Raw genomic sequence first — 25,083 nt, 5'->3', positions numbered from 1 at the left:
CCTACCTCTTGAAGCGGCCGGCGAACCCGCGCAACGGCAGGTTGGCACTGGTGATCAGCCCCGGCGGTGCGGCCACGACCGACCGGATGGCATGCAGCGCAGGCATTCCCGTGACCGTCATTCCGATCGAGGCGAAGGCCTCGGGGTTGGACAGGTCCACCCCGGGCTTCGGGAAGATCATGTGCTTGTTGTACACGCACGGGTCGCCCTTGATCTGGGTGATATAGCACCCCTTGATATCCCAATGCGGGTCGGTGTGCGGTGTCATCTGCCATTCCAGATGCGTCTCCACCCGCGGCACCCCGTCGACCATGCCCTGGTACTTGATGTAGTTCCCACCCAGTGAGCCCTTCGGCAGCTGATACCAACCGAGGTCCACATCCTTTGTGCAGGCGCCTAATTCGTAGCTGAACTTGACCTCGTCGAGTTTCAGATCGAAGCAGTCGGCCATCATCAGCACGCTGTCGGCGAAGACCCGGGTGTACTTCTCCAGCTTGCCCGGGATATCGGGATCGTCGACGGGCTGGCCGTACCCGACCTCGATCCAGGTGTCTTTGGAGTGATGGCACGACACGTCGACCGACTCGATCGTGGTGACGTTCTCGATCTCGGCGACGTCGGCCGAACACACCACGCCCAGAATCTGGTTGAGCCCGGGGTTCATGCCGGTGCCGTAGAACGTGGAACTGCCCTTGCGGCAGGCGTCCTCGAGGAGTTGGGACACGGGCTTGCCCGAGGGATGCGGATGGTTGGTGTCGCGGTGCCAGCCGGTGATCCAGTCGGCCGTGGTGACGATGTTGATGCCCGCCTCGAGGACTCTGATGTAGAGGTCCTCGTCGGGGAACACACCGTGGAACGTCAGGACGTCGGGTTGGGCGGCGATGATCTCCTCGATCGTGCCGGTGGCGCGCACCCCGACCGGTCCGATGCCGACGATCTCACCGGCATCCCTTCCGACCTTTTCGGGGGTGTAGCAGTGCAATCCGACGAGTTCGAGATCCGGATGCTCCCCGATCCGCTTGATCATCTCGGTCCCGAGGTTGCCTGTGGCCACCTGGAACACACGCGTCGGGCGGGCGAATTGTGCGGTCATCGGGTCGAACCTTTCTCGGACGACGTTGCGGCACCGGATGTTTGAAGGTCCGCGGCATTGCCGCCGCGGCCGTCGGGATAGAACTGGGTCGCCCACTTGCGTAGCGCGGTGAAACCCTCGTACTCGGCGGTCGCCAGCGCGGGCGGGTCGGAATAGCGCTGGTGCGACCAGATGTGCACGTCCTGAGTGAACTGGCGGATGACTTCGGCGCCGAACTCACCTGCCTTCTCCTCGGCCCGTTGGTCGTCGCGGCCGGGGGTGCGGCCGATGTAGACCATGAACCGGACATCCGACGTTCGGTCGTCCACGGGGGTGATCGCCGAGATCGTCCGGTTGTCAACCATGCCCCAACTCTTGGTCACCGCGATGCCGAGGCCGCCGTTGATGGCTTCCACACCGCTTCGCACGTCGTCGATCGACTGGGATTCGTCGCCTTCGAAGGTGATGGTGAAGTCGACATACGACCACGGCTCGGCGAAGTCGTGACGAGTGAAGACGGGGATGATCGGTGTTTTGTGCACGAACTTGAAGTGCGCGAAGTCGACGCCGTTCTCGAGCACGTACTGAGGATGCAGTTCGAGTCCCTCGCGGAAGAGGGTCATCGGCGGGTAGTAGTCGGCGGCGGTGCTGGTGTCGCCGAAGCTGCCGAAGATGTCCGGCGCGTCGAAATATGGTGCCCGTCCGTCGATGTCGTGCCAGATGTAGATCGAGTCGTTGCGTTCGGCGACGGGGTAGCTGCGGATCCGCCTGCCGCGGTTCGGGCGGTCCTGGTACGGGATACAGACATTGCGGCCTTCGGTGTTCCACTGCCAGCCGTGAAACGGGCACTCGATGACTTCGTCCTCGACGTGGCCGCCGTATCCGAGGTGCGCTCCAAGGTGCTCGCAGTAGGCGTCCATTACCACCGCTTGGCCCGAAGACGTTCGCCACGCGATCATCTCACGGTCGAAGTACTTCATCCGCCGGACATCGCCGGGGTTGAGCTCTGCCGACCACGCGACCTGGAACCATCCGGTCGGCTTCATCGACAGGGGTGGCTTGGCCATCGACGTCCTCTCGGGCTGCGCTGCCACTGGGTCTCGGTCCGACAAATGATAGAGCACTCAATGTAAATTTGGCCAGGGTGATTTCGTTGCCGGCGGCCCTCACGCAGAATGACCTGGTGACCAACCGAATCCAGGAGCTCCTCAGCGTCGACTTCCCCGTCGTGCAAGCGCCCATGACCTACATCGCGCGCGCCGAGCTCGCCGCGGCCGTCAGCCAGGCCGGCGGCCTTGGCATGATCGAGACGCTGACCGAAGACGGCCGCGCCGATCTGTACCGAGTGCGTGACCTCACCGACAAGCCGGTCGCCGCCAACCTGATGATCCAAGGCTGGAAGGCCGACCCGTCCATCGTCGACACCCTGGCCGCGGCCGGGGTGAACCACGTCTTCACCTCGGCAGGCGATCCCGCGTTGTTCACCGCACGCCTGCACGACGCCGGCATGACGGTCGTGCACGTCGTCGGATCCCTCAAGGGTGCGCGCAAGGCGGCCGATGCCGGCGTCGATGCGTTGGTGGTCGAGGGCGTCGAAGGCGGCGGGTTCAAGTCGCTGCTGGGCGCATCGACGATGGTGCTGCTTCCGTTGGTCGCCGAGAACGTCGACCTGCCGATCATCGCAGCGGGCGGCATGTGCGACGCACGGTCGGCGGCGGCGGCGCTGGTACTCGGCGCCGAGGGCGTCCAGATGGGGACCCGGATGCTGGCCAGCGTCGAGGCGGCCGTGCACGCGAATTTCAAGGAGGCGATCGTGACGGCCGACGACTCCGGCACCGTGCTTCTGGCCATCCCCGGCAACCCGACGATGCGCGTCCTGCGCACCGGGCTGGCCGCGCGCGTCGCGGCTCACGAACCGGGCGCACGCTTGCTGGGCAAGATCACGGAGCTGTACTTCGACGGCGATATGAACGCCAGTGTGGCCAACACCGGTCAGGTCTCGTCCCGGATCCAGGAGCTTCTGCCGGTCGCGGACATCGTGCGGCGCACGTGGACCGAGATCGATGCGGCGTTGACCGACGCCAAATCGAGGATGTAGCAGCCGGCGGGCTAGGCGACGCGCTCGTGGCTGCGCGCCACGCGTTCGGCTTCCGGACACACCGCGCGTTTGGTGCGCGGCCCACGGGCGCGCTGACGGAGCGCGACCATGGAGCCCGAGCGGACCACCCCCAGCGGCCCCGGGCCGGCGAACCGCGCGATACCGGAGACCCGCAGAGCGACAGCGGCCTTCGCCTGCCGGTAGCCGACACGGATGCCCGCCGCGGCGACGATGAGCAAGGCGGCGACACCCGGCAACGCCACGGCAGCCAGCGCCGTCAGCGATGCCGGAACCAGGACCGCCTCGATGACGTGCTCGAAGATCGACTTCGCACTCGCGGGCGCGGCGGCGGTGGTCAGCGGAACCGTTCCCGACACCGAGAGCGGCTGGACGGTGTCAGTGGTGGCCACCTTGCCCTGCACCGGGCGCGGGGCCATGGTGCCGAACAGCGATCCGGTGCCCGCGGGGGCCACGGGCCGCGTGGCTTCGCCCGGATGCGGTCCGACCAGGTTTCCTCCGGTCGGGGCGTTCACCTTCCTGGCATCCAACGTGCCGCTACCACCGATCAACGATTGGGGCGGACCGGACGAAGCGGGGATGCCCAGCATCGCGTAGAAATCCGAAGGTACCCGCGTGACTGCGCCCGTCACCGTGGTCAGCATGGTCTGCAGCGAGGTGATCGCATCTCGGATCGGCGTCTTCGATGTCTGCAGCGCGGCGAGCGACTCCGACCACGTCACCATCGCGCCGTTGATGGTGACGAACGCGTTGGTCAGCGGATCGGCCGTCTTGGCTTCCGGCGTCACCGGGGTGTCGACCTGAACGGCGGGCGTCGTGTCGGCCTGCGGGGCGGGCGACGCTGCGGCGTCGTCCGCGGCGGAGTTGGAGTCGGGTTGAGTGGCCGAACCGTCCGCGGGCACCGTCGGAACCGGAGCCTCGGCGGCGGGTTCGGTCTCCGTCGTCAGTTCCTGGGTCTCGGGGACGATTCCGCTTTCGGTCGTCTGCGGCCCGACGCCGAGTTCGTTCCCCTGTGGCTCGGCGGCGGTTGTGGTCTTGGCTTCCTCGGCGGGCGCGGTCTCGGAGTCGTCCGCGGTCAGCTCGGTGTCCTCCGCCTTGGTCCCCGTGGTCGCGGTGGTGTCGACGCCGCCCCGCACGATGGTCGTGGGGCGGGTGAATCCGTTTTGCCGCGACGGCGACTGCCGGGAGAAATCGGGAAGGCGGAGCCGGAAGCGCCGATCGATCTTCGGAGTGGACTTGGTCGCCGTCCCGGTGGTGGCGCCCGATGTGTCCGAGCCGTCGGTGCCGGTGGTGGACCCCTGGCTGGACCCGGTCGAGCCGCTCGTTCCCGCGCCACCGGTGCTACCTGAGTCGTCAGCACTGGCGACGGCACCGCCGCCGCCAAACAGCAATCCGGCAGCGAGGACACAGACACCCGCCGTGAGGCGCAAAGGTGACGTGGGAATGATCGCCTCCGTCCGAAAAGAGAACCCTCGTTGAGAGAGGGTTTGATAGACGATTGTTACACAGAATTAGCCTCGCAATACAGCGCTATTGGTGACGATTGCGGCCGGCGCGGTGCAAATCTTTGCCGACTGAAGAACCATCGCGAATGGCGGCTCAAGATCAACGCCGCCGCGACCGGTTCCGAACCTTCGGTTTCAAATCGCGACGGCTGATTCGCTCGGCGGACAGCGGGTCGGTTTCCGACATCATCGGGGCAGGTCGCCGGTGGTGACCGCGCGGTCTTGACATCGCGACGTCCGCGACGGAGACCCTCTCAGCGGTGCTCCCACTCCGACCGCGAGACTGATCCGGCCGACAATTGATCTTGGTGGTCTTTTGGTAGCCGGAAAAACGGTCCGCTGATCCAAAGACGCGCCGTTTTAAGCGGACAGTCTAAACAGCCCAGGCGCGGACGAGCGCTGACAGACTGTCCACGAACCGGTGGCGTGTGACGGCACCGCTCCAGTGAGGTCCGGTGGAAGGCGGAACGCAGATGACGGTGAGCGCTGACGAAGGTGTGCGAGACAGCCGGGACAGCGACACCGAGAAGGAGGGGGTCCACTACGACCCCTACGACGCCGACCTCAACCGCGACCCCTACCCGATGTTCTCGCGGATCCGTGAGCACGCACCGCTCTATTACAACGCCGAGCACGACTTCTATGCGCTGAGCCGCTACGCCGACGTCGACGCGGCACTGCTCGACCACGAGACGTTCAGTTCGGCGCGCGGGGCGGTCCTGGAGATCATCAAGGCCGGCCTGGACATCCCGCCCGGCACGCTGATCTTCGAGGACCCGCCGATCCACTACATCCACCGCAAGCTACTGTCGCGGATCTTCACTCCCAGGAAGGTGAACGCGCTCGAACCCAAGATCCGTCAGTTCACCGCCCGCTGCCTGGACCCTTTGATCGGCGCGGGCCGCTTCGATTTCGTCAAGGACCTCGGCGCTCAGATGCCCACGCGGGTGATCGGCATGCTGCTCGGCATTCCGGAGGCCGACCAGGAGCAGGTGATCGAACACGGCGAGTCGACGATCCGCACCGAACGAGGCGGCAAGATGACCGACAACCCCGACGGCCCCATCGCCACGGGTCAGGTCTTCGCTGATTACATCGACTGGCGGGCACAACATCCCAGCGACGACATCATGACCGAACTGCTCAACGCCGAGTTCACCGACGAGACCGGGAGGCTGCGGCGACTGGGCCGCGAGGAACTTCTGCTCTACCTGCAGGTGATCGCGACGGCAGGCAGCGAGACCACCACCCGGCTGATCGGCTGGGCCGGCAAGTTGCTCTCCGATCACCCCGACCAGCGGCGCGCGTTGGTCGCCGACCGGTCAATGCTGCCTGCGGCCATCGAGGAGGTCGTGCGTTTCGAGCCACCCGCCCCGCACGTCTGCCGATATGTCACCCGCGACGTGACCTACTACGGCGAGACGGTGCCCGCGGGCAACGCGATGATGTTGATCGTCGGCGCGGCCAATCGTGACCCGCGACGCTTCGGCGCTGACAGCGAGCGGTTCAATATCAATCGGCCCCCGCGTCAGCACCTCGGCTTCGGGGTCGGCACGCACTTCTGCCTCGGCAACGCGCTCGCACGATTGGAAGGACGTATCGCGCTGGACGAGATCCTTCAACGATTCCCGGACTGGCACGTCGACGTCACCGATGCCGAGCTCAGCCCGACGTCCACCGTGCGTGGATGGGAGTCGATGCCTGCCGTGGTGGTTTGACGGAGAGCGATACGCACGAAGATCAGAGTCTTCGCCCCTGACGAATTCGACTGCGTCGGAGGCGTTCAGCTGCCCGGCTACGCGGGCCACCTACCGGAGGTAACACAAAGTGGAGGAAGCGAACATGCCAGAGTACGACTACGAAGAGATGAAACGGGAAGCCGAGCAGCACATCCGGTTCGAGAAGGACCGCAAGAACCGGATCGCCTACATCACGTTCAATCGGCCCGAGGCGCAGAACTCGACGACGATGGGCATGCGCCAGCTCTACGCCGACATGATCCACAAGTGCAACGTCGACGACGACGTCAAGGTCGTCGTGATCCGCGGCGAGGGCGATGATTTCGGCAGCGGTGGCGACCTTCCCGAACAGCGGGGCATGCTGGAGAACCCGGGCATGCCGCTGCTGCACGAACTCGCGATCAACGACGACGACGTCAAGTACCCGCCCGGCGGTTCGTATCGCTACCTGTCGACGGTGACCGATTTCTACGCCAAGGCGCGTGCAGGCAACCGGCCCCTACAGGAACTTCGCAAGGTCAGCATCATCGAAGCGAAGGGGTATTGCTACGGCTGGCATTTTTATCAGGCCGGCGACGCCGATCTGGTGGTCTCCTCCGACGACGCGCTGTTCGGCCATCCGGCGTTCCGTTATGTCGGGTGGGGACCGCGGTTGTGGTGGTGGGCCGAGACGATGGGCTTGCGCAAGTTCTCCGAAATGCTGTTCACCGGCCGGCCGTTCAACGCAAAGGAGATGTACGAGTGCGGCTTCCTGAACAGCGTTGTGCCCAGGGACCAGCTCGAAGCCGAGACCGAGAAGTACGCGCTCGCCTGCTCGAAGTCGCGCCCGACCGACACGGTCGCGGTGCAGAAGACCTTCCTCGAGCTGTATAAGCAGCACAAGGGCGAGTACTTCGGCAGCCTGTTGACCGGCATGGTCGAGGGAATGCTGCCGATGATCCAGAACGACCAGCGCAACGATGTCGATCTCACCGAGGGCACCTTCGAAAAAGGGCTCAACAACGTGGTCAAGGACAACGACATGAACTTCCCGCCGGAGTGGCGGCTGAGCCGGTCGGGACGTAACAAGCCCTGACCGGCATGTCGGCGCTGACCGGCTTCCGGATCGTCGAGGTGGCAGAGCGGGTCGCCGGCGAATACTGCGGCAAGCTGCTGGCCGATCTGGGTGCCGATGTCGTCAAAGTCGAACGGCCCGGGCGGGGCAGTCCCACCCGGGCCATGGCGCCGTTAGTCGGTGGCGAGGACGGTCCCGAACGCAGCGCGCTGTTCGCCTACCTCAACACCAACAAGCGATCGGTCGAATTCGACACTGCCGCAACACATGAGCTGATCGCGACCGCCGACGCGGTGATCGACGACCACAGCGCGACCTGGGCCGCCGAGCACGGATTGTCGGCCGCGGAGGTCGCCCGCCGCCATCCCCACGTGGTGTTCTGTGCCGTCACGCCGTTCGGCCTCACCGCACCGGCGGCGCTCGACAACGCTGTGAGCCTGAACGTCTTCCACGCCAGCGGGTGGGGGTACCACACCCCCAGCCACGCCGATCCCGACCGGCCGCCGTTGAAGGGACCCGGCCGGTTCCTCGCCGACTACGAGGGCGCGCTCGACGCCGCCCTCTGTGTGATGTCGGCGCTGTTCGAGCGGATGCACACCGGCCGCGGCGAATACATCGACGTATCACAGCAGGCCGTCCTGGTGTCGCGCGCGGATTGCATCCTGGGCCGGTTCGTCACCGGGGAGATCGCGCCACAGAACCGCCGCGACGACTACGACCAGGCGGGACCCGCGACGTTCTTCGCCTCGCGCGACGGCTTTGTCTACCTCTACATGACCAACAGCACGCACTGGTTGGGCCTCAAAACGCTGATGGGGGCGCCGGCGTGGCTCGACGAATTCGACAGCGACTGGCTGGAATTCGGCGTCACACCGGGGCGGGTCGCCGACTTCCGCAGCGGCTTCGCCGACTGGATGCGCGACCGGCCCGGCGAGGACACCGCAGAAGAGGCGCAGCGACTCGGCGTACCCCTGGTGCCGGTCAACGGCGCGGCCGAACTCCTGCGCTCACCGCAGTACCGGCACCGTGAGTTCTTCTGCGAAGCTACCCATCCCGTGCTGGGCACGAGCGCCTACCCCACCGTGGGTTACCGGCTGAGCGCGACCCCGGCCCGGATCACTCGACCCGCACCGACGCTCGGCCAGCACACCGACGAGGTCCTGGCCGGACTCTCCAGCCCGCGCACCCCGCCCGCGGTGCGGAACCCGCAACTCAAGGCCCACGGTTCCCGGGGTGGACCGTTGCAGGGTGTGCGGGTCGTCGAGCTGACCAAGGTGTGGGCCGGGCCCTATGCCGGCAAGATGCTGGCCCTCCTCGGCGCCGAGGTGATCAAGGTCGAGTGCTCGGCCACTCCGGAGGAGATGCGCGCCTACGGCGGCACCGACATCAACCACGCGCCTTATTTCCTAAGCATCAACCCCGAGATCCTCAGCGTGGACCTCGACATCAAGACGCCCGGCGGCCGGAACGCGCTGTTGGCGTTGATTTCTCGCAGCGACATCGTGCTCAACAACCTGCGGCCAGGCGCGATGGAGCGGCAAGGCCTCGGATACCGGGATCTGACCGCGCTCAAATCCGACATCATCTCGGTGTCCGTCAAAATGTGGGGCAACGACGGGCCGCTGGGCCATCAGACCGGCTACGCGCCGTGTTTCGCCGCCCTGGCGGGCCTCGCCTCGCTGGTCGGTTATCCGGGCGGCCCTCCGCTCGGGGCGAGCATGCGTTACGGCGATTCCACCGTGGGTGCGGCCGCGGCGTTGGCCGCCGTGGCGGCGCTACTGCACCGGGAGCGCACGGGGCAGGGCCAATTCGTCGATGTCTCCGCCGTCGAGGTGCTCTCGTCGATGGTGGGCGACTGCCTTTTCGAGCAGAACCTGACGGGCCGGCTGTTGGGACCCGACGGCAACCGCCACGCCGACATCGCGCCGCACGGCTGCTACCCCTGCGCGGGCGCGGACTGGATCGCGGTCGCCGTCACGGACGACGATGCCTGGCACCGTCTCTGCGAGGTACTCGGCGCCGATGAGCTCGCCGCGCGCTATCCGACAATCGCCGCGCGACAACGCGATGCCGAGGTCCTGGATGCGCAACTGAGCGCCTTGACCCGGGAACAGGAGGCGGGCGGTCTCGCCGAGCGGCTGCGCTGCGCCGGTGTGCCCGCGACCAAGAGCGCGACCGCCACCGAGGTGATCGGTGACGATTTGCTCTGGGACCGCGGCACGTATCGTTTCGTGTCCGACCGGGTCGAAGGCCAGCGGCCGGTGCTGGGGCCCTCATGGCTGATGACCCGTCCCGCACGCATCGAACGCGGCGCACCGAACCTGGGGGAACACAACGACTACGTGCTCGGCGACATCCTCGGGCAGGAAGTGAGGAAAACGTGACCGCGTTGGCCGGGACGGTGGCGCTGGTGACCGGGGCCAGCAGCGGGATCGGCGCGGCAACCGCCCGTGCGCTCGCCGCCGAGGGCGCCTCGATTGCACTGGTGGCGCGGCGGCGCGACCGGTTGAACGCGCTCGCCGATGAGATCGCGGCGGCAGGTGGCACAGCCCTGGCCGTGCCCGCCGATGTGACCGACGCCGATCAGGTGGCCGCCGCGGTGGCGATGACCGTCGACGAGTGGGGCCGCCTCGACACGTTGGTCAACAACGCCGGCTTGTTGCGCATGGGTGCCGCCGCGCACGCGCCGCTGGCCGATTGGGATGCCCTAGTCTCGGTCAACATTCGGGGCGTTTTGTACGCCACGCGAGCCTCGCTCCCCCATCTGATCGCGGCGGCCGCTGATTCGCCGCGGGGTGTCGCCGATATCGTCACGATCAGCTCGACGGGCGGGCGGGTGGCGCGGCCGGGAACCGCCGTCTATTCGCTGACCAAGTTCGGCGTCAACGCGTTCAGCGAGGGCATCCGCCAGGAACTCGTCGGCAACCGGGTCCGCGTGGGAATCGTCGAACCGGGAACGGTCGAAACCGAGATCTTCGATCACCTTGACCCGCAGGCGCTTACGGCTCAACAGGCCAGGACGTCCGGAATGGTCAAGCTGAGGCCCGAGGACATCGCCGACGCGGTGACGTACTTGGTGACACGTGATAGGCGCGTCGCGGTCAACGAGATCCTCGTGCGAGCGGCGGAACAGACATGGTAAAGGTCGACTGGGTGCACGGTGACGCCACCGGCCTCGCGTTCCCCGCCCACCCCGAAGCGCTGCGCAAGGGCGGAACGGAGTTCCTCACCGAGGCGTTCCGCGCTTACGGTGTCTTGTCCGAAGACAACGAAGTGGTCGCGATCGAGCGCTTCGACCTGGTATCCGGCGGCAGCACCGGGCGCAAGGCCGTGCTGAAAGTGCGGTACGCGCGCGAGCACCCCGACGCGCGCACCGACCTGTTCGTGAAGTTCTCCCGCGACTTCGACGATGCCGTGCGTGATGTCGGGCGCACCCAGATGGAATCCGAGACTCGGTTCGCGGCGCTCACGCGCGCTGCGGCCTTTCCGATCGCGGTGCCTGCCACGGTGTTCGCCGACTTCCACCGCGAAACCGGCACGGGGTTGATGATCAGTGAGCGGATCGCGTTCGGCACCGGTGCGATCGAACCGCAGTACCACAAATGTCTCGACTACGAGATGCCCGAGCCGGCAACGCATTACCGGGCGTTGTTGACCGCGGTGGCGCGGCTGGCGGGAACCGAACGGTCGGGTCGGCTGCCCGCCGATCTGCTCGCGCAGTTCCCGGTGGACCTGCGGGCGGCGACCGTGGGCCAACCGCCGGTGTACACCGCCGATCAACTCGAGCGCCGACTGCGCCGGCTCGCCGAGTTCGTCGAACACCACGAGGGCCTGTTCGCACAGAACGTGCGCTCGTCGTCGTTCCTGTCTCAGATGACCGCGGATGCACCGGAGTTGATGAGGCGCGAAGCAGACGTGTGGCAGCAGCTGAGCGGAGATACCGACTACCTCGCGCTGTGCCACTGGAACGCCAACGTGGACAACGCCTGGTTCTGGCGCGACGACGATGGCGAGTTGCACTGCGGGCTGATGGACTGGGGCTGCGTAAGCCGGATGCACGTGTCGATGGCGGTATGGGGATCCCTGTCGGGAGCCGAGACATCGCTGTGGGACGACCATCTCGACGAGCTGCTCGAGATGCTCTGCAGGGAGGTGCTCGCAAGCGGTGGGCCGGTCCTCGACCCCGCCACGGTGGAGCGTCATCTGGTGTTGTACGCAACGCTGATGGGCGTCACGTGGCTGCTCGACGTGCCTGCGTTGATCCGCAAGCGGCTTCCCGACGCGGGCCCGCATACCACACGCACGGACCCGCGCATCCGGTCCGACGAGAGCGTGCGCGCGCCGTTGCAGATGCTGATCAATGTGCTGAACCTGTGGCAGACCCGCGGCTGGGCAGCGAAACTGGCTGGGCCTTAACGCATCAGCGCACGCACCTGTTCGCGAGCGAAGAACTCCTGGTCCTCACCCCACCCCTGTCGGCCGTCCCACCGCCAGTCGGTCAACGTCCAGAACGTCATCCGTCCGGGCCAGCCGAGCCAGCGCAACGCGGTACGCACCTCGCCTTCGGCGTGCAGGGCCCGGCCGTGGTCATCTTCGGCGTCGAGCACCACCCGTGCGGGGGCGCCCGCGCGGCGGTCGAGCACGCGGCGCGCGCCGGTGACGAGTTCGCCCACCGTCCCGTCGCGCAGCAGGTATCCGCCGATCACACGGTCGACTCCAGAGCGGGTCGCCATCGTGATGGCGTGCCAACTCGATTCGGTGTCGGCGATGGCCCACAGGTAGTCACCGGACCGGCGGGCACCCGGGCGGTGCGGACCCCAGGTGCGGTCGCGCATCGAGAAGCAGTCGATGTCGAAGCGCTCGCCGTTCAGCGTCGCGGTGCCCCGCATGCGGCCCGGTTGGTCGAAGTGGCAGTGCTGCGGGGATGCCTCGCCGAGGACGTGCGGCGCAATCAGCGACGTCCACTCCAGATCCAGGTCGAGCCCCAGCTCCGAGTAGGACAGCCGGTAGCGGTGCATCGGGTCTTCGACGACGTGACGCAGCGAGTTCGGGAGCTGGAAGTCGGTGAAATCCAGTGCCCCCGTGGGGGGTTGGATCCAGCGCCAGTCGTAGAACAGGCAGTCGTAGGTCTGTTCGCCACTGGGGTCCCACATCGCGGGCCCGCCGCCGCTGGTCCCGGTGCGGACATCGTGGTAGTAGTACACGAACCCGTTGACGTCTCGTTCGGGGATCGCGAAGTTGAACCACCCGCTCTCGTTCCAGTTCGGGTCATCAGTGGCGGGGTGGAAGACCTCGTCGGCTGCGGTGATCGCGGCAGTTGTCATGGCGCTCAATCCTGGTAGGTCACGGCGGTCAGCTTCTCGGACAACTGCCACAGCGCCGGGCGGTCCTCGGCTCGGTGCACCGCTCCCGGTACCTTCGCGTAACCCACACCGCCGCCCGCGGTCTCGTAGAAGCCGCGTGGACCGTAGTAAGCACCGCCTTCGGCGTCGGGTGATGTCGCGGCGTAGAGCGTCGGTTTGATCCCCTCGTCGACGTCGAGCCACATGAACGGCAGCAGGCGCCATGTGGCCCTGGTGAGCCGGGCGTTCAGGGTGGGTTTGTCCCGACCGTAGGAAGCGCCGCTGAGCAGGTTGGTCTTGCTCAAGCCGGGGTGCGCGGCGTTCGACATGACGCCCCATCCGTGTGCGCGGCTGCGTTGATCGAGCTCCTTGGCGAACATCAGCTGAGCCAGCTTGGCCATCCCGTACGAGCGCATGGGCCGGTATCCGTGTTCCGCGTTGGGGTCGTCGAATGTCAATCCGCGCTGCGTGGCGGCGATGCTGCTGACGGTGACCACGCGCGCGGCTTCGGCCGCCCGCAGCAGCGGCAACAGGTGTCCGGTCAGGGCGAAGTGGCCGAGATGGTTCGCGCCGAACTGTAATTCGAAGTTGTCGTCGGTCGTCTGCCGCTGCGGCGGTGTCATCACGCCGGCGTTGTTGATGAGGATGTCGATCGGACGACCTTCGGAGGCGAGCCGTTCACCCAGGACCGCGACGCTTTCCAGCGACGCCAGATCCAGCTGTGCTATGCGTGTGCTGGCCTGCGGGACGGCCTGGCGGATCTGCGCGATCGCGGCCTCCCCTTTGGCGTGGTTGCGGACCGCCAGGACCACGTCGGCGCCGGCCGCCGACAGCTCGCGCGCCAGCCCGAATCCGAGACCACTGTTGGCGCCGGTGACCACGGCAAGGCGACCCGACAGATCGGGCACGTGCAGTTCGAGCCCGCGGCTCATTGCGAGTTCCTCGAGACGGTCCGGCGGACAGGCGCCTGCCACAGGCCGGTGATCGCGTCGATGAGCCCTTCGGCGGCCCGCGGCCAGGGCGACCTCGCGAGCGGACCGTGTTGCGCCAGCGCGCCTTCGTGCTCGGCGCAGGTGTGCATGAGCAGGTTGCGCGCCATCACGATCCGTTCGAAGCGGACCCGCTTGGGCAGTTCGGCGAGGCATCCCGTGATGCCGTCGATCACCTGCACCAGATGCGGGGACGAGAGGGCGTCCTTGGTGACGACCTCGCGGTAACTCGGGTCGGCCATGGCTTGTGCGGCGAAGCGCGCGTACCAACTCGGATTGCCGAGTTGGTCGAGGTGTTCGGTCAGCGGACGCACCAGGCAATCGACCCAGTCCCGCAGGCCGGCGGACGTGCCGAGCTCGGCCAGCATCCTGGCGCGCAACTGTTCGATCGGCACCCGATGCTTGCTCTCGATCGCGCGCAAAAGGTCGGTGCGGGTGCCGAAGTGGTAGCAGACCGCGGCGTTGTTGCCCTGCGAAGCCGCCTCGCTGATCTGGCGGTTGGACACGGCGTGCATACCCCGTTCGGCGAAGAGGCGCTCGGCGGCGGCGAGCAGTACTTCGCGCGTTCCTTCCGATCGATGTCCACTCAAGGGCCGGGCTGCGGTCACCGACCCAGTAGACACGGGCCTCACCATTAAATCAAGCGATTGATTTAGCGCCTCGACGGCGGTGTGAAGCTCGGTGTGAAGCTCGCGAGACGTACCGGAGGGTCGCGGAATGCCGGGCTACCACGACCCTGGCGTACAGTTCGCGAGTTCGTCAGGCTGCTTGCCCCGGCCCCGTCGGCACACGACGATGAGACGATGCCGGCGTCAGCGCGCGTTCTCGTGGCCGGGTCCGGGTTCGCCGGACTGTGGGCCGCCCTCGGCGCGGCACGCCGCCTCGACGAACTCGGCGTGCGCACGGTGGACGTCACCGTCGTCAGCCCGAAGCCGTATCACGACATCCGGGTGCGCAACTACGAAGCAGACCTCACGCCGTGCCGAATTGCGCTGTCGCAGTTGCTCGATCCCGTCGGCGTCGGGCACGTGTGCGCGGAGGTGACCGCGATCGACCCGGCGGCCGCGACGCTGGGCACCGCCGACGGAGCGACGTTGAGTTATGACCGCCTCGTGCTGGCGGTGGGCAGTCGCGTCGTCAAACCCGACATTTCGGGGCTGGCCGAGTTCGGGTTCGACGTCGACACCTACGACGCCGCGCAAGAACTGCACAGGCACCTTCGCACGCTGCGGGCCGACGACCCGGCGTCGGGGACGGCCGTCGTCGTCGGTGCGGGCCTCACCGGCGTCGAAACGGCCAACGAGCTACCCGCGATGCTGGCTGACGCCCTCGGTCCGGAGTCGTCACCGCGGGTGGTGCTCGTCGACCGCAATGCCCGCGTCGGGTCGGACATGGGCGAGTCGGCGCGCCCGGTCATCGAGAAAGCGTTGCGCGACAACGGTGTCGAGGCCATCACCGGAGCGGGCGTCACCGCGGTCGGCGAGCGCAGTGTCACCCTGTCGACGGGTGAGGTGATCGAGACGGCCACCGTCGTCTGGTGTGCCGGTATGCGCGCCCATCCGCTGACCCGTCAGCTGGGTGTGCCGCTGGACCGGCACGGCCGCATCCGGGTCGACGACTATCTCCGGGCCGAAGGCGTGAATGGCGTGTTCGCCGCGGGTGACGTGGCCGCCGCGCGGATGGACGACGAGCACATGTCGGTGATGTCGTGTCAACACGGCAGGCCGATGGGTCGGTATGCGGGCTACAACGTGATCGGCGACCTGCTCGGCCTGCCCATGCGGACGCTTCGGATTCCGTGGTACGTCACCGTCCTCGACCTCGGTCCGGCCGGTGCGGTGTACACCGAGGGCTGGGACCGCCGCGTCGTGAGCACCGGCGCGACGGCCAAGGCGACGAAGCGGATCATCAACGGCGAGCGGATCTATCCCCCGCTGACCGGTGACCGTGCGGCGCTGCTGGCCGCGGCGGAACCGGAACTGCAGACGGCGCCCGCGTACGAGCAGTGACTACTTGCCGTTTCGCTCACGGTGCTTGCAGCCCGGCCAGCAGCACGGGCGACGCTTGCCTTCTTCGAGCTCTTCCTGGGTGCGGCGGATTCGGCGTTCGCGGGTCTTCTCCTGCTTGGCGTCCTCGACCCAGCAGATGAACTCGTTGCGCGCCAGCGGCGTGATGTCGTTCCAGGCCTCGAGCGCGGTGTCGTTGGCGAGCAATGCCTTACGCAGATCGGTCGGCAGCTTGTGCACCACGCCACCGGAGACTCGCGAGCTTCCCATGGGCGCAGGATAGACGGCGGGAAGGCAGACTGGCCGCATGCGGTCGGGTTTGACCATCGGAGAGTTCGCCACGGTGACGCATCTGAGCGTGCGGACGCTGCGCCGCTACCACGAGGCCAAACTGCTCGAGCCCGCCTTCGTCGACCCGTATACCGGGTACCGCTTCTACTCCGCCGAACAGATACCGACCGCCCAGGTGATCCACCGGCTCCGCCAGCTCGACGTGCCGCTCGCCGAAGTCCGGGCCATCCTCGACACCGAGGATCCGCAGCGGCGTGCCGAGGTGATCGCCGGTCATGTGCGCCGACTGGAAGCCGAGCTGGACCGGACGCGCGCCGCGGTCGTCTCCCTACGCCGGTTGTTGAACCCGGAGCCTGCCGACCTGGATGTCGAGCTGCGGTCACTTCCCGCCCGGCGGGTCGCTGCGATCACCGGTCTTGTCCGGCTCGACGATTCGCTTGCGTGGTACGACGCGGCGATGGCCGAACTGGATGCCGCGTTCCCCGAAGCCGAGCGCACCGGGCCGCCCGGCGGGCGGTACGCCAACGAACTGTTCACCCAGTCCGTCGGGACGATGACGGTCTTCCGGCCGGTGCGCTCCCCGCGAGCGTCCGGCCGCATCGAGGTCGTGCAGTTTCCGCCCGTCGATCTCGTCGTCGCCATCCACGAAGGTCCGCACGACGATCTCGACGTCACCTACGGCCGTCTCGGAGCCTGGGTGGTGCACAATGCGCTCGCGGTCGACGGACCGATCCACGAAACCTACGTGGTGGGCCCTCGCGACACGAGCGACCCGGCCCGGTGGCGAACCGAGATCGGCTGGCCGGTGTTTCGGGTCGCCCCAGATCTCACTTGATTTCCGCGTCAGCTTTCAGGTGGGAAATCCGCTCCTCGGGACAGCTTTTCGTGTGCTCGGACCTCGGCGAGGGCTTCTTCGAGTGTGCCCACGACGGTGTCGTAGCCGCCGCTGCCGAGGATGAGCCGCCGGGGCGGCGGGTCTTCGGCCATGGCCGCGACGACGGCGCGCACCCCGCGTCGGGGGTCGCCCGGCTGAGCACCGTCCTGTTCGGCCATCGTGTCGCGCACCTGCTCGAGCAGAGTGCCGTACTCGGGAATGGACTCCTCGATCGGTTCGTGGCCGAAGCCGGCGTAGGCACGGGTCCGAAACGCTCCGGGTTCGACCGCCATGACGCGGATGCCCAGCGGTTCGACCTCGTCGCGGAGAACCTCGGTGATCGCCTCGATCGCGGCTTTCGTTGCGCTGTAGTGACCGAAGCCGGTGACGCCGCGCAATCCGGCGACCGAGGACATGTTGACGACCCATCCGCTGCCCCTGGCACGCATACCGGGCAGCGCCGCGCGAATCACCGACAGCACCGCGAAGAAGTTGAGCTCGAACATCTTTCGGACCGCGGCGTCCGCCATACCCTCGATTGACCCGAACCAGCCGCGGCCGGCGTTGTTGACCAGGACGTCGATACCGCCGAAGTGGTCCTCGGTGGCGCGCACCGCCTCCCGCACCTGCTCGGTGTCGGTGACGTCGAGCGGCAGCACGAGGACGCGCTCGCCGTGCTGTTGCGCCCAGTCGGTCAGCTCGGCCGGGCGGCGCGCGGTCAGCGCGACACGGTCGCCGATCTCGAGAGCGGCGTCGGCGAACGCCATCCCGAACCCGCCCGGGGTCCCTCCGGTGATGAACCACGTCCTCGTCATGGTTCGATCACCAAGCGGCTGATGAGTTCGCCGTCGAGAGTGAACCGGAAGTGCAGGTCTGCCACGCCACCGGGAAAGTCGCCCTCGAGGTGCTGGAGGACATCGAGGTGTGCGCCGCCGAGGCGGGTCGCGCTGACGAGTTCGGTGCGGTAGGTGTATCCGCTGGCGGCGTTGCGCAGCCAGTCGGCGATCTCACCGTGGCCGCGGTAGGTGTGCCCTTCGTCGGTGACGGTGGCGTCGACGGTGAAGGCCGTCAGCGCGGTCGTGCCGTCGCGGTGGGCGGTGAGATAGGTCGCGACCGCCCAGGGCAGTTCGTCTCGTCCAATAGCGGTGCTGTCGCTCTGTTGCATTGCCATGCGCCCATCTTCGAGTCTCCCCCAGGGAGAGGGTCAAGACGATGCGGCACCGGGGGCTTACAGTCCCATCGCGTCATACCCGCCCGCATTGGGTACTAGAGGCGCGACACTAACGGCACCGGTGCCATACGAAGATTCCAGGAGAACAGCGATGTCGACCGACACCAACCAGAAACCCACGACCGTATCGGCGGCCAACGTGGCCGCCATGTTCTTCGACCGCGTTGGGAAGTCCGCCGACCGGGAGGCGTTCCGCAGGCGTGATGGGGATCGGTGGGTTTCGCTTACCTGGCGGGAGGCCGCCGAACAGGTAGAGGCGGTGGCGGCCGGGCTACTGGCACTGGGCATCCAGCCCGAGGAACGTGTCGCGATCGCCTCGAGCACGCGGTACGAATGGATTCTCGCGGATCTCGCGGTCATGTGCGCCGGAGCGGCCACCACCACGGTGTACCCGACGACCAACGCCCCCGACACCGCCTACATACTGAGCAATTCGGAATCTCGCGTGGTGTTCGCCGAGGACGAGACGCAACTGGAGAAGCTCAAGGAGCGGCGCGACGACCTGCCGCGCCTCGAGAAGGTGGTGCTTTTCGACGGTGCGGGTGACGGGGACCAGGTCACCACCATCGCCGAGTTGATCGACGTCGGAACCAAGTACCTCGCCGATCACCCCGAGTGCGTGCGGACAACCGCGGACTCGATCAAGCCCGAAATGTTGGCGACACTGATCTACACGTCCGGGACGACCGGCAAGCCCAAAGGTGTGAGGCTGCCGCACCGGGCATGGGTGTACGAGGGCAACACCATCGCCGACTTCGGCATCCTGGGCGAGGACGATCTGCAGCTGTTGTGGCTGCCGCTGGCCCACGCGTTCGGCAAGGTATTGATCACGGCCCAGCTGGCATGCGGCTTCGCCAGCGCGATCGACGGCCGCGTCGACAAGATCGTTCCGAACATGGCCGAGGTGAAGCCGACGTTCATGGGCGCTGCGCCGCGCATCTTCGAGAAGGCCCACGCGAAGGTCACCTCCTCTCAGGAGGGTGTGAAGGAGAAGCTCTTCGAAGCCGCCTTCGCCGTGGGACGCAATGCCGACCGGCACCGGCTGAAGGGTGAGGACGTACCGCTTCCGCTGAAGATCGCGCACGCCGCGTTCGACCGCTTGGTCTTCAGCAAGGTGCGCGACGTGTTCGGCGGACGCATCAAGTTCTTCATCTCCGGCTCCGCTCCGCTGAACCGCGAGATCGCCGAATGGTTCCACGCCGCAGGCCTGTTGATCCTGGAGGGCTACGGCCTGACCGAAACCGCGGCCGGTGCGTTCATCAACCGGCCCGACAACTACAAGCTGGGCACCGTCGGGCAGGTGTTCGACGGCACGTCGGTGCGTCTCTCCGATGACGGCGAGGTGCAGGTGAAGGGCCCGTGTGTGATGGACGGGTACCACAACCTGCCCGACAAGACGGCCGAGACGTTCACCGACGACGGGTGGCTGCGCACCGGAGACCGGGGCAAATTGGACGAGGACGGCTTCCTGACGGTCACCGGCCGGATCAAGGAATTGTTCAAGACCTCGGGCGGAAAGTACGTCGCGCCGCCGGCCATCGAGGGCAAGTTCATGGCCCTGTGCCCGTATGCGGGCCACATGCTCGTCTTCGGCGAATCCCGTAACTTCTGCGTCGCGCTGATCACGCTGGATCCCGATGCACTGTCGGGATGGGCCGAACAGAACGGCCTCGGCGGCAAGTCCTACTCGGAGCTGGTGAAGTCGGATGCCGTGCGGCGCATGGTCGGTGGCTACGTCGACGAACTCAACTCGCAGTTGAACCGATGGGAAACGATCAAGAAGTGGGAGCTGCTCGACCACGACCTGTCGATCGAAAACGGCGAGCTGACACCATCTCTGAAGGTCAAGCGGGGCGTCGTCGAAAAGAACCATCAGGAACTGCTTGACTCGTTCTACTCCTGAGCGGTGCATCGCCGTAGACGTATTGCCACTCCACACTGTCGGCGAAATCCGACACCGGCAATGTCGTTGGCTGCAGTGGTGTGGGGACTGCCAGCTGTCGCGGCCGGGTGGTCCGGCGGCGAAAGGCACGGCCCGTCGGCAAGCGCCGCCAGCCCTGGCCGGCGGCAGGACCCGATAGGGGCGGCCGCCGCGGGGTAGGGATTGTGGAGGGTTTCATACCGGAGACGTCCGCGCTAGTATTTTACACAATCGTAGCTTGTAAAAAGTAGCGGGAGGTCCGGATGAATGGCCGTCGCCGCAGACACCAGGCCGGTCCACGACGCCGACGGGGCAGGTCGCGATGCGCCGCTGACCAGGCGCGACGACACCTGCCGTCCCTGCAGGGTGTCGCGGTCGCGGGCGACGAAGCGCGGACTCCGGCGATGGTGCCGCTTCGGCCACAACGGGTTTCTACTCACGAAAGACGCTGTATTGCAGCAGCTTCCGTCACCAACATCCGAGCGCGCACGCGCGTGGCCGACATGCATCGCGCCTTCGCCCCTGAAGCGAACCGAAGTATGACCGACTGACCGCCCGGCCAGCCGGTCCACACCGTCACCACCGCGTGTGGACAGGAGGGAACCCATGACCGCCGAAGCACCTCCCGCGGTTTTGGAAGCTCGTCGCCCATTTCCAGCCCGCGTCGGCCTAAAGGGCACGCTGGTCTACAAGCTGCTGACGACCACCGATCACAAGCTCATCGGGATCATGTATGTCGTCACCTGTTTCGGGTTCTTCTTTGCGGGCGGCCTGATGGCGTTGTTGATCCGTACCGAGTTGGCGAGCCCTGGGCTGCAGTTCCTGTCCAACGAGCAGTACAACCAGCTGTTCACCATGCACGGCACAATCATGTTGCTGTTCTACGCCACTCCGATCGTGTTCGGCTTCGCCAACCTTGTTCTGCCACTGCAGATCGGCGCACCCGATGTCGCGTTTCCCCGACTGAATGCGTTGTCCTACTGGTTGTTTCTGTTCGGCGGTCTGATCGCCATGTCGGGGTTCATCACGCCGACCGGTGCCGCGGATTTCGGCTGGACCGCCTACACCCCACTCTCGGATGCGATTCACTCGCCCGGCGCCGGTGGCGATCTGTGGATATTGGGCCTGGCCGTAGGTGGTTTGGGCACGATTCTGGGCGCGGTAAACATGATCACAACCGTGGTATGCATGCGCGCGCCCGGCATGACGATGTTCCGGATGCCGATCTTCACCTGGAACATCCTCATCACATCCATTCTGGTGTTGATGGTGTTTCCGTTGCTGACCGCCGCGTTGATGGGGTTGGCGGCCGACCGGCACCTGGGCGCCCATGTCTACGACCCCGCCAACGGTGGCGCGATCCTGTGGCAGCACCTGTTCTGGTTCTTCGGCCACCCGGAGGTCTATGTGGTGGCGTTGCCGTTCTTCGGCATCGTCACCGAGATCGTCCCCGTCTTCGCGCGCAAACCCATGTTCGGCTACAACAACATGGTCTTCGCGACGATGGGCATCGCGGCCCTGTCGATGGCGGTGTGGGCCCATCACATGTTCGCCACCGGTGCGGTGTTGTTGCCGTTCTTCTCCTTCATGAGCTACATGATCGCAGTGCCGACAGGCATCAAGTTCTTCAACTGGATCGGCACGATGTGGAAGGGCCAGTTGACTTTTGAGACACCGATGCTGTTCTCGGTCGGGTTCATGGTGACCTTCCTGTTGGGTGGCCTGTCGGGAGTGATGCTGGCCAGTCCGCCGATCGACTTCCACGTCACCGACACCTACTTCCTGGTCGCGCACTTCCACTATGTGCTGTTTGGCACGATCGTGTTCGCCACCTTCGCGGGCATCTATTTCTGGTTCCCGAAGATGACCGGTCGACTGCTCGACGAGCGACTCGGCAAGCTGCACTTCTGGCTGACGCTGATCGGCTTCCACACCACATTTCTGGTGCAGCACTGGCTGGGCAATGAAGGTATGCCGCGCCGGTATGCCGACTACCTGGCGTCCGACGGCTTCACCACGTTGAACGTCGTCTCCTCCGTCGGGTCGTTCGTCCTCGGCGTATCGATGATCGTGTTCAGCTGGAACGTGGTGAGAAGCTGGCGCTTCGGCGAGCCGGTCACCATCGATGACCCCTGGGGCTTCGGCAACTCGCTGGAGTGGGCCACCAGTTGCCCGCCGCCGCGGCACAACTTCACCGAACTGCCGCGCATCCGCTCCGAACGCCCGGCGTTCGAACTGCACTACCCGTGGATGGTCGACCGCATGCGCGCTGAAGCTCACATCGGGCGCCGTCACGATACCGACGCAGTCGCTCACCGCTGATCCTCAGCGTAAACAGGCTCCGCAGGCCAGGCCTACGTCGAGGCATGCGCTGATAGCCGCTGCTGCGCAACGTGACCCGAATGAATACCTCTCGATCGAATTTAGCGTCCAATGTGATCGCACAACCTCTAGTTTTTACAACTGCTTATTGTGTAAACTCGAGAGCATGACCTACGTCATCGGCAAGAATTGTGTGGACGTCATGGATCGGGCGTGCGTCGAAGAGTGCCCGGTGGACTGCATCTACGAGGGCGGCAGGGCGCTGTACATCCATCCGGATGAGTGCGTGGATTGCGGCGCCTGCGAACCGGTGTGCCCTGTGGAGGCGATCTATTACGAAGACGACCTACCCGCCGACGAACACGGGCACCTCGCCGACAACGCCGCATTCTTCTTCGACACGTTGCCCGGACGCGAAGCGCCGTTGGGCTCCCCCGGTGGTGCGGCCAAGCTCGGCCCGGTGGCCGCCGATGCCCCGTTGGTGGCAGCGATGGTCCGACAGGACCAGCCATGAGCGGGCGACGCGAAGACGTGTTCGCGTTGCTGCGGACCGCAGATGCGGCGTTGAGCATCGCCGAGATCGCCGAGCGGTTGGATATTCACCCCAACACCGCGCGGTTTCACCTCGACGCATTGATGCAGTCCGGTCGGGTGCAAGCCGGGGAGGCCGACCGCACCAAGCCGGGACGGCCCCCGCTGATGTTTCGCGCGGTCGTAGGCATGGACCCCGGCGGCCCGCGTGACTATCGGACGCTGGCCGCCGTCCTCGCCGATGCGCTCGCGCGTCGGCCCCAGCCCGAGCGTCAGGCCGTCGCCGCTGGGCGCGCGTGGGCCCGCCATGTCGCCGAGCCCGGCAGAACACGCAGCCGCCGTCAGGCCGTCGACCAGCTTACAAATCTGCTATCCGATCTGGGGTTTGCCCCCGAGAAACGCTCCAGCACAACAGGTCTCGATGAGATCGGGTTGCGCAACTGCCCATTCCTGGAAGTGGCGGGCGAACGCCGCGATGTGGTCTGCCCAGTGCATCTCGGGCTTATGCAAGGCGCCCTAGAAGTCTGGGATGCGCCCTTCACCGTCGACGAGCTGACGCCGTTCGCCGAACCGGATCTGTGCGTGGCGCATCTCGCCTCGACAACCGCGGCCTCGTCATGAGGGCCACGCACACCGCCCAGCGCCTGGTGGTGGTGCCGCGCCGCCCTCCCGACGCACAAAAGAGGAAGCAGAGGTAGAGACCATGAGATCTGTTCCGTTGCAGGTTCTTGCCGACGAACAGCTCGGCCGGGCACGCCGGTTCGGGGGCCGGGCCGCCTATACCGTTCACGGCGGCCCCGATCACGGGCTACGCCAAACAGTGGTCGCGCTGACCAGAGGCCTCCGGTTACGCCAAGAAGCCGATCCGGCCGAGGCGACCCTTCAGGTGCTGCGGGGACGCGTGCGGCTGAGCACCGTCGACGACCGCTGGGATGGCGTCACCGGCGACCAGCTCACCTTGCCCACCCGACGTCACTACCTGGATGCGCTGCAGGACTCGGTCATCTTGCTCACCGTCCATGCCGACGAGCCGCACACCGCCGCATCACCGGATGCCGTACTGCACAAATCGAAGAGACCGGCATGACCGCGCGCCTGGAGCGCGCATTGCGGCCACGCGCGTCCGTTCACCTGCGCGGGCTGTGCGAGGTCGACCTCGACACCATCGCCTGGGAATTCCTCGGATCGGAGTTCACCGGTCTGACGTACGCTGACTGGCCGATCGAGCGCCGGGTGAATGCCTTTCTCGCGCACCGCGGCATGACAGACCTGCGCGACAACGGCGACGCCTGTGTCGCGGTCATGCAGCATCTGCTGGCCAATGTCGGAGCGGCGTTGCGCGACGGGACTTTACCCACCGCAACGTGGGAGACCTCACGTCGTGACCGCGCAACCAAGCCCACCGGCAGTCCACGACGCCAGACGTAGGAAGCCGCCCGCGAAGACAATGACCGCCATACGCATCCAGCGCACGACTTCCGGGGGACCGTGCATCTTCCGATCCGGTCTGTATCGCCGTGACACGCTGCACTCGCACCGGTACATCCTTGACCACACATCCGTGGCAGCAACACATTTCGCGCGGTATTTGCCTTCGCGTCAGCTAGTAGCGGCTCGCCGCCGCCTCAGTGAATGCTCTGCGCTGCGCCAACGTTCGACCCCATCCACTGACGCTTCAGCCCGCTCCTCTCCCCGGCCAGCACCAATCGGGTCTTCTCCTCGGCAGGAATATTTGTTCGACGTGATCTAGCCATCCCCCAGTCAACCTCCTCAACACCGGCCGCGTTGTGGATACGCAGGCCTGCCAGGAAGTTTGAGTCCAGGGTTTGTCAGTGGTCGAATGTATGTTCGAGGCATGTCGGGAAGCGACCTGCAGGACGCGATCACCGCTTTGCGTGCGGCCTACGAGAAGGTGGCCGCCTGTGATGTCGACTTGCTGACCCGCCCCGATCTGGTCACGGCGCTTGATGAGCTCGAAGGTCTCGGCTGCCAGTTCCCCGCGATGAGTCACCGCTTGCTCGCCCGCCTGCAGACCGAGGCGACGCCGCAACAGATGGGTGCCAAATCGTGGAAAGAGGTGTTGAGGGTCC

23 protein-coding genes and 1 pseudogene are annotated in these 25,083 nt (G+C 66.3%); 15 read left to right on the top strand and 9 right to left on the bottom strand.

Annotation, left to right across the window (positions count from 1 at the left end; all coding sequences use genetic code 11):
* Window position 1: 1 nt before the first annotated feature.
* Together CEX87_RS14845 and CEX87_RS14840 are read right to left on the bottom strand one after the other, a co-directional pair.
* Window positions 2-1,093, bottom strand: coding sequence for an NAD(P)H-dependent amine dehydrogenase family protein (locus tag CEX87_RS14845; protein ID WP_064425101.1), 1,092 nt, complete (start codon window positions 1,091-1,093; stop codon window positions 2-4).
* Complete coding sequence (locus CEX87_RS14840; RefSeq protein WP_064417677.1) at window positions 1,090-2,139, bottom strand: Rieske 2Fe-2S domain-containing protein; 1,050 nt, start codon at window positions 2,137-2,139, stop codon at window positions 1,090-1,092. The genes CEX87_RS14845 and CEX87_RS14840 overlap by 4 nt, the downstream gene beginning before the upstream one ends.
* Before the next feature lie 113 nt (window positions 2,140-2,252).
* Here CEX87_RS14840 and CEX87_RS14835 point away from each other — a divergent pair, with 113 nt between their 5' ends.
* Entirely contained in the window at window positions 2,253-3,170 is a 918-nt protein-coding gene (locus CEX87_RS14835; RefSeq protein ID WP_198957231.1) for an NAD(P)H-dependent flavin oxidoreductase, read from the top strand.
* A gap of 11 nt (window positions 3,171-3,181) precedes the next feature.
* Here CEX87_RS14835 and CEX87_RS14830 read toward each other — a convergent pair whose 3' ends face one another.
* Window positions 3,182-4,579 (bottom strand): hypothetical protein, encoded by a 1,398-nt coding sequence (locus tag CEX87_RS14830; protein ID WP_158220776.1) that lies wholly within the window; start codon window positions 4,577-4,579, stop codon window positions 3,182-3,184.
* 587 nt (window positions 4,580-5,166) lie between these two features.
* Between CEX87_RS14830 and CEX87_RS14825 the strand changes: the two genes are divergently transcribed.
* From CEX87_RS14825 to CEX87_RS14805, 5 genes are all read left to right on the top strand, one after another.
* Window positions 5,167-6,411: a cytochrome P450 gene (locus tag CEX87_RS14825; RefSeq protein ID WP_094288007.1), complete on the top strand. Its 1,245-nt coding sequence runs from the start codon at window positions 5,167-5,169 to the stop codon at window positions 6,409-6,411.
* 124 nt (window positions 6,412-6,535) lie between these two features.
* Window positions 6,536-7,507: an enoyl-CoA hydratase/isomerase family protein gene (locus tag CEX87_RS14820; RefSeq protein WP_094288006.1), complete on the top strand. Its 972-nt coding sequence runs from the start codon at window positions 6,536-6,538 to the stop codon at window positions 7,505-7,507.
* 5 nt (window positions 7,508-7,512) lie between these two features.
* Window positions 7,513-9,870 carry a CaiB/BaiF CoA transferase family protein gene (locus CEX87_RS14815; protein WP_094287885.1) on the top strand — a complete coding sequence of 786 codons (2,358 nt, stop codon included), beginning with the start codon at window positions 7,513-7,515 and terminating at the stop codon, window positions 9,868-9,870.
* A complete protein-coding gene (locus CEX87_RS14810) occupies window positions 9,867-10,628 on the top strand; it encodes an SDR family NAD(P)-dependent oxidoreductase (RefSeq protein ID WP_094287883.1) in 762 nt (253 codons plus the stop codon). Before CEX87_RS14815 ends, CEX87_RS14810 begins: the two co-directional genes overlap by 4 nt.
* Window positions 10,622-11,902 (top strand): hypothetical protein, encoded by a 1,281-nt coding sequence (locus CEX87_RS14805; RefSeq protein ID WP_094287881.1) that lies wholly within the window; start codon window positions 10,622-10,624, stop codon window positions 11,900-11,902. Before CEX87_RS14810 ends, CEX87_RS14805 begins: the two co-directional genes overlap by 7 nt.
* On the opposite strand, the gene CEX87_RS14800 is transcribed toward CEX87_RS14805, so the two are convergent.
* From CEX87_RS14800 to CEX87_RS14790, 3 genes are read right to left on the bottom strand one after another with little or no spacing between them, the layout of a single operon-like run.
* Entirely contained in the window at window positions 11,899-12,810 is a 912-nt protein-coding gene (locus tag CEX87_RS14800) for a DUF7065 domain-containing protein (protein ID WP_094287879.1), read from the bottom strand. The genes CEX87_RS14805 and CEX87_RS14800 overlap by 4 nt on opposite strands.
* A gap of 5 nt (window positions 12,811-12,815) precedes the next feature.
* Window positions 12,816-13,760 carry an SDR family oxidoreductase gene (locus tag CEX87_RS14795; protein ID WP_094288005.1) on the bottom strand — a complete coding sequence of 315 codons (945 nt, stop codon included), beginning with the start codon at window positions 13,758-13,760 and terminating at the stop codon, window positions 12,816-12,818.
* Complete coding sequence (locus CEX87_RS14790) at window positions 13,757-14,452, bottom strand: TetR/AcrR family transcriptional regulator (protein WP_094287877.1); 696 nt, start codon at window positions 14,450-14,452, stop codon at window positions 13,757-13,759. The genes CEX87_RS14795 and CEX87_RS14790 overlap by 4 nt, the downstream gene beginning before the upstream one ends.
* A 168-nt stretch (window positions 14,453-14,620) precedes the next feature.
* On the opposite strand from CEX87_RS14790, the gene CEX87_RS14785 reads away from it, so the two are divergent.
* Window positions 14,621-15,826, top strand: coding sequence for an NAD(P)/FAD-dependent oxidoreductase (locus CEX87_RS14785; RefSeq protein ID WP_094287875.1), 1,206 nt, complete (start codon window positions 14,621-14,623; stop codon window positions 15,824-15,826).
* Here the strand turns inward: CEX87_RS14785 and CEX87_RS14780 are convergent, their stop codons facing one another.
* Window positions 15,827-16,093 carry a YdeI/OmpD-associated family protein gene (locus CEX87_RS14780; RefSeq protein ID WP_064398241.1) on the bottom strand — a complete coding sequence of 89 codons (267 nt, stop codon included), beginning with the start codon at window positions 16,091-16,093 and terminating at the stop codon, window positions 15,827-15,829.
* Window positions 16,094-16,130: 37 nt separating this feature from the next.
* Here CEX87_RS14780 and CEX87_RS14775 point away from each other — a divergent pair, with 37 nt between their 5' ends.
* Entirely contained in the window at window positions 16,131-16,949 is an 819-nt protein-coding gene (locus CEX87_RS14775) for a MerR family transcriptional regulator (protein WP_094287873.1), read from the top strand.
* A gap of 8 nt (window positions 16,950-16,957) precedes the next feature.
* Here the strand turns inward: CEX87_RS14775 and CEX87_RS14770 are convergent, their stop codons facing one another.
* Together CEX87_RS14770 and CEX87_RS14765 are read right to left on the bottom strand one after the other, a co-directional pair.
* Window positions 16,958-17,803, bottom strand: a complete 846-nt coding sequence (locus CEX87_RS14770) for an SDR family NAD(P)-dependent oxidoreductase (RefSeq protein WP_064417595.1) — start codon at window positions 17,801-17,803, stop codon at window positions 16,958-16,960.
* Window positions 17,800-18,159 carry a DUF4440 domain-containing protein gene (locus CEX87_RS14765; protein ID WP_094287871.1) on the bottom strand — a complete coding sequence of 120 codons (360 nt, stop codon included), beginning with the start codon at window positions 18,157-18,159 and terminating at the stop codon, window positions 17,800-17,802. Before CEX87_RS14765 ends, CEX87_RS14770 begins: the two co-directional genes overlap by 4 nt.
* Window positions 18,160-18,310: 151 nt before the next feature.
* On the opposite strand from CEX87_RS14765, the gene CEX87_RS14760 reads away from it, so the two are divergent.
* The 7 genes and pseudogenes from CEX87_RS14760 to CEX87_RS14730 form a co-directional block, all read left to right on the top strand.
* Entirely contained in the window at window positions 18,311-20,122 is a 1,812-nt protein-coding gene (locus CEX87_RS14760; protein ID WP_094287869.1) for an AMP-dependent synthetase/ligase, read from the top strand.
* Window positions 20,123-20,746: 624 nt separating this feature from the next.
* Window positions 20,747-22,462: an aa3-type cytochrome oxidase subunit I gene (gene ctaD, locus CEX87_RS14755; RefSeq protein ID WP_064398230.1), complete on the top strand. Its 1,716-nt coding sequence runs from the start codon at window positions 20,747-20,749 to the stop codon at window positions 22,460-22,462.
* 166 nt (window positions 22,463-22,628) lie between these two features.
* Complete coding sequence (gene fdxA, locus CEX87_RS14750) at window positions 22,629-22,976, top strand: ferredoxin (RefSeq protein ID WP_064398228.1); 348 nt, start codon at window positions 22,629-22,631, stop codon at window positions 22,974-22,976.
* Window positions 22,973-23,614, top strand: a complete 642-nt coding sequence (locus CEX87_RS14745) for a helix-turn-helix transcriptional regulator (RefSeq protein ID WP_064398227.1) — start codon at window positions 22,973-22,975, stop codon at window positions 23,612-23,614. The genes fdxA and CEX87_RS14745 overlap by 4 nt, the downstream gene beginning before the upstream one ends.
* 82 nt (window positions 23,615-23,696) lie before the next feature.
* Complete coding sequence (locus tag CEX87_RS14740) at window positions 23,697-24,080, top strand: cupin domain-containing protein (protein ID WP_064398224.1); 384 nt, start codon at window positions 23,697-23,699, stop codon at window positions 24,078-24,080.
* Window positions 24,077-24,421, top strand: a complete 345-nt coding sequence (locus tag CEX87_RS27375) for a hypothetical protein (protein ID WP_174522716.1) — start codon at window positions 24,077-24,079, stop codon at window positions 24,419-24,421. Before CEX87_RS14740 ends, CEX87_RS27375 begins: the two co-directional genes overlap by 4 nt.
* Before the next feature lie 412 nt (window positions 24,422-24,833).
* Window positions 24,834-25,083 (top strand): annotated as a pseudogene (locus CEX87_RS14730) (HNH endonuclease signature motif containing protein); the annotation flags it as partial.

Origin of the sequence: Mycobacterium lehmannii (genome assembly GCF_002245535.1) — a bacterium.
In the GTDB taxonomy this organism is placed as follows: Bacteria; Actinomycetota; Actinomycetes; order Mycobacteriales; family Mycobacteriaceae; genus Mycobacterium; species Mycobacterium lehmannii.
The sequence above is the reverse complement of the archived record's forward strand: the minus strand, read 5'-3'. Positions and strand labels throughout refer to the sequence as shown.

What these genes read in the sequence shown, in the direction of transcription:
- CEX87_RS14805 (WP_094287881.1), top strand. Translation starts at nt 10,622, where the DNA reads ATGGTAAAGGTCGACTGGGTGCACGGTGACGCCACCGGCCTCGCGTTC.
- ctaD (WP_064398230.1), top strand. Translation starts at nt 20,747, where the DNA reads ATGACCGCCGAAGCACCTCCCGCGGTTTTGGAAGCTCGTCGCCCATTT.
- fdxA (WP_064398228.1), top strand. Translation starts at nt 22,629, where the DNA reads ATGACCTACGTCATCGGCAAGAATTGTGTGGACGTCATGGATCGGGCG.
- CEX87_RS14800 (WP_094287879.1), bottom strand. Translation starts at nt 12,810, where the DNA reads ATGACAACTGCCGCGATCACCGCAGCCGACGAGGTCTTCCACCCCGCC.
- CEX87_RS14840 (WP_064417677.1), bottom strand. Translation starts at nt 2,139, where the DNA reads ATGGCCAAGCCACCCCTGTCGATGAAGCCGACCGGATGGTTCCAGGTC.
- CEX87_RS14845 (WP_064425101.1), bottom strand. Translation starts at nt 1,093, where the DNA reads ATGACCGCACAATTCGCCCGCCCGACGCGTGTGTTCCAGGTGGCCACA.
- CEX87_RS14775 (WP_094287873.1), top strand. Translation starts at nt 16,131, where the DNA reads ATGCGGTCGGGTTTGACCATCGGAGAGTTCGCCACGGTGACGCATCTG.
- CEX87_RS14795 (WP_094288005.1), bottom strand. Translation starts at nt 13,760, where the DNA reads ATGAGCCGCGGGCTCGAACTGCACGTGCCCGATCTGTCGGGTCGCCTT.
- CEX87_RS14790 (WP_094287877.1), bottom strand. Translation starts at nt 14,452, where the DNA reads ATGGTGAGGCCCGTGTCTACTGGGTCGGTGACCGCAGCCCGGCCCTTG.
- CEX87_RS14820 (WP_094288006.1), top strand. Translation starts at nt 6,536, where the DNA reads ATGCCAGAGTACGACTACGAAGAGATGAAACGGGAAGCCGAGCAGCAC.
- CEX87_RS14825 (WP_094288007.1), top strand. Translation starts at nt 5,167, where the DNA reads ATGACGGTGAGCGCTGACGAAGGTGTGCGAGACAGCCGGGACAGCGAC.
- CEX87_RS14760 (WP_094287869.1), top strand. Translation starts at nt 18,311, where the DNA reads ATGTCGACCGACACCAACCAGAAACCCACGACCGTATCGGCGGCCAAC.
- CEX87_RS14745 (WP_064398227.1), top strand. Translation starts at nt 22,973, where the DNA reads ATGAGCGGGCGACGCGAAGACGTGTTCGCGTTGCTGCGGACCGCAGAT.
- CEX87_RS14785 (WP_094287875.1), top strand. Translation starts at nt 14,621, where the DNA reads ATGCCGGCGTCAGCGCGCGTTCTCGTGGCCGGGTCCGGGTTCGCCGGA.
- CEX87_RS14815 (WP_094287885.1), top strand. Translation starts at nt 7,513, where the DNA reads ATGTCGGCGCTGACCGGCTTCCGGATCGTCGAGGTGGCAGAGCGGGTC.
- CEX87_RS27375 (WP_174522716.1), top strand. Translation starts at nt 24,077, where the DNA reads ATGACCGCGCGCCTGGAGCGCGCATTGCGGCCACGCGCGTCCGTTCAC.
- CEX87_RS14765 (WP_094287871.1), bottom strand. Translation starts at nt 18,159, where the DNA reads ATGGCAATGCAACAGAGCGACAGCACCGCTATTGGACGAGACGAACTG.
- CEX87_RS14740 (WP_064398224.1), top strand. Translation starts at nt 23,697, where the DNA reads ATGAGATCTGTTCCGTTGCAGGTTCTTGCCGACGAACAGCTCGGCCGG.
- CEX87_RS14770 (WP_064417595.1), bottom strand. Translation starts at nt 17,803, where the DNA reads ATGACGAGGACGTGGTTCATCACCGGAGGGACCCCGGGCGGGTTCGGG.
- CEX87_RS14780 (WP_064398241.1), bottom strand. Translation starts at nt 16,093, where the DNA reads ATGGGAAGCTCGCGAGTCTCCGGTGGCGTGGTGCACAAGCTGCCGACC.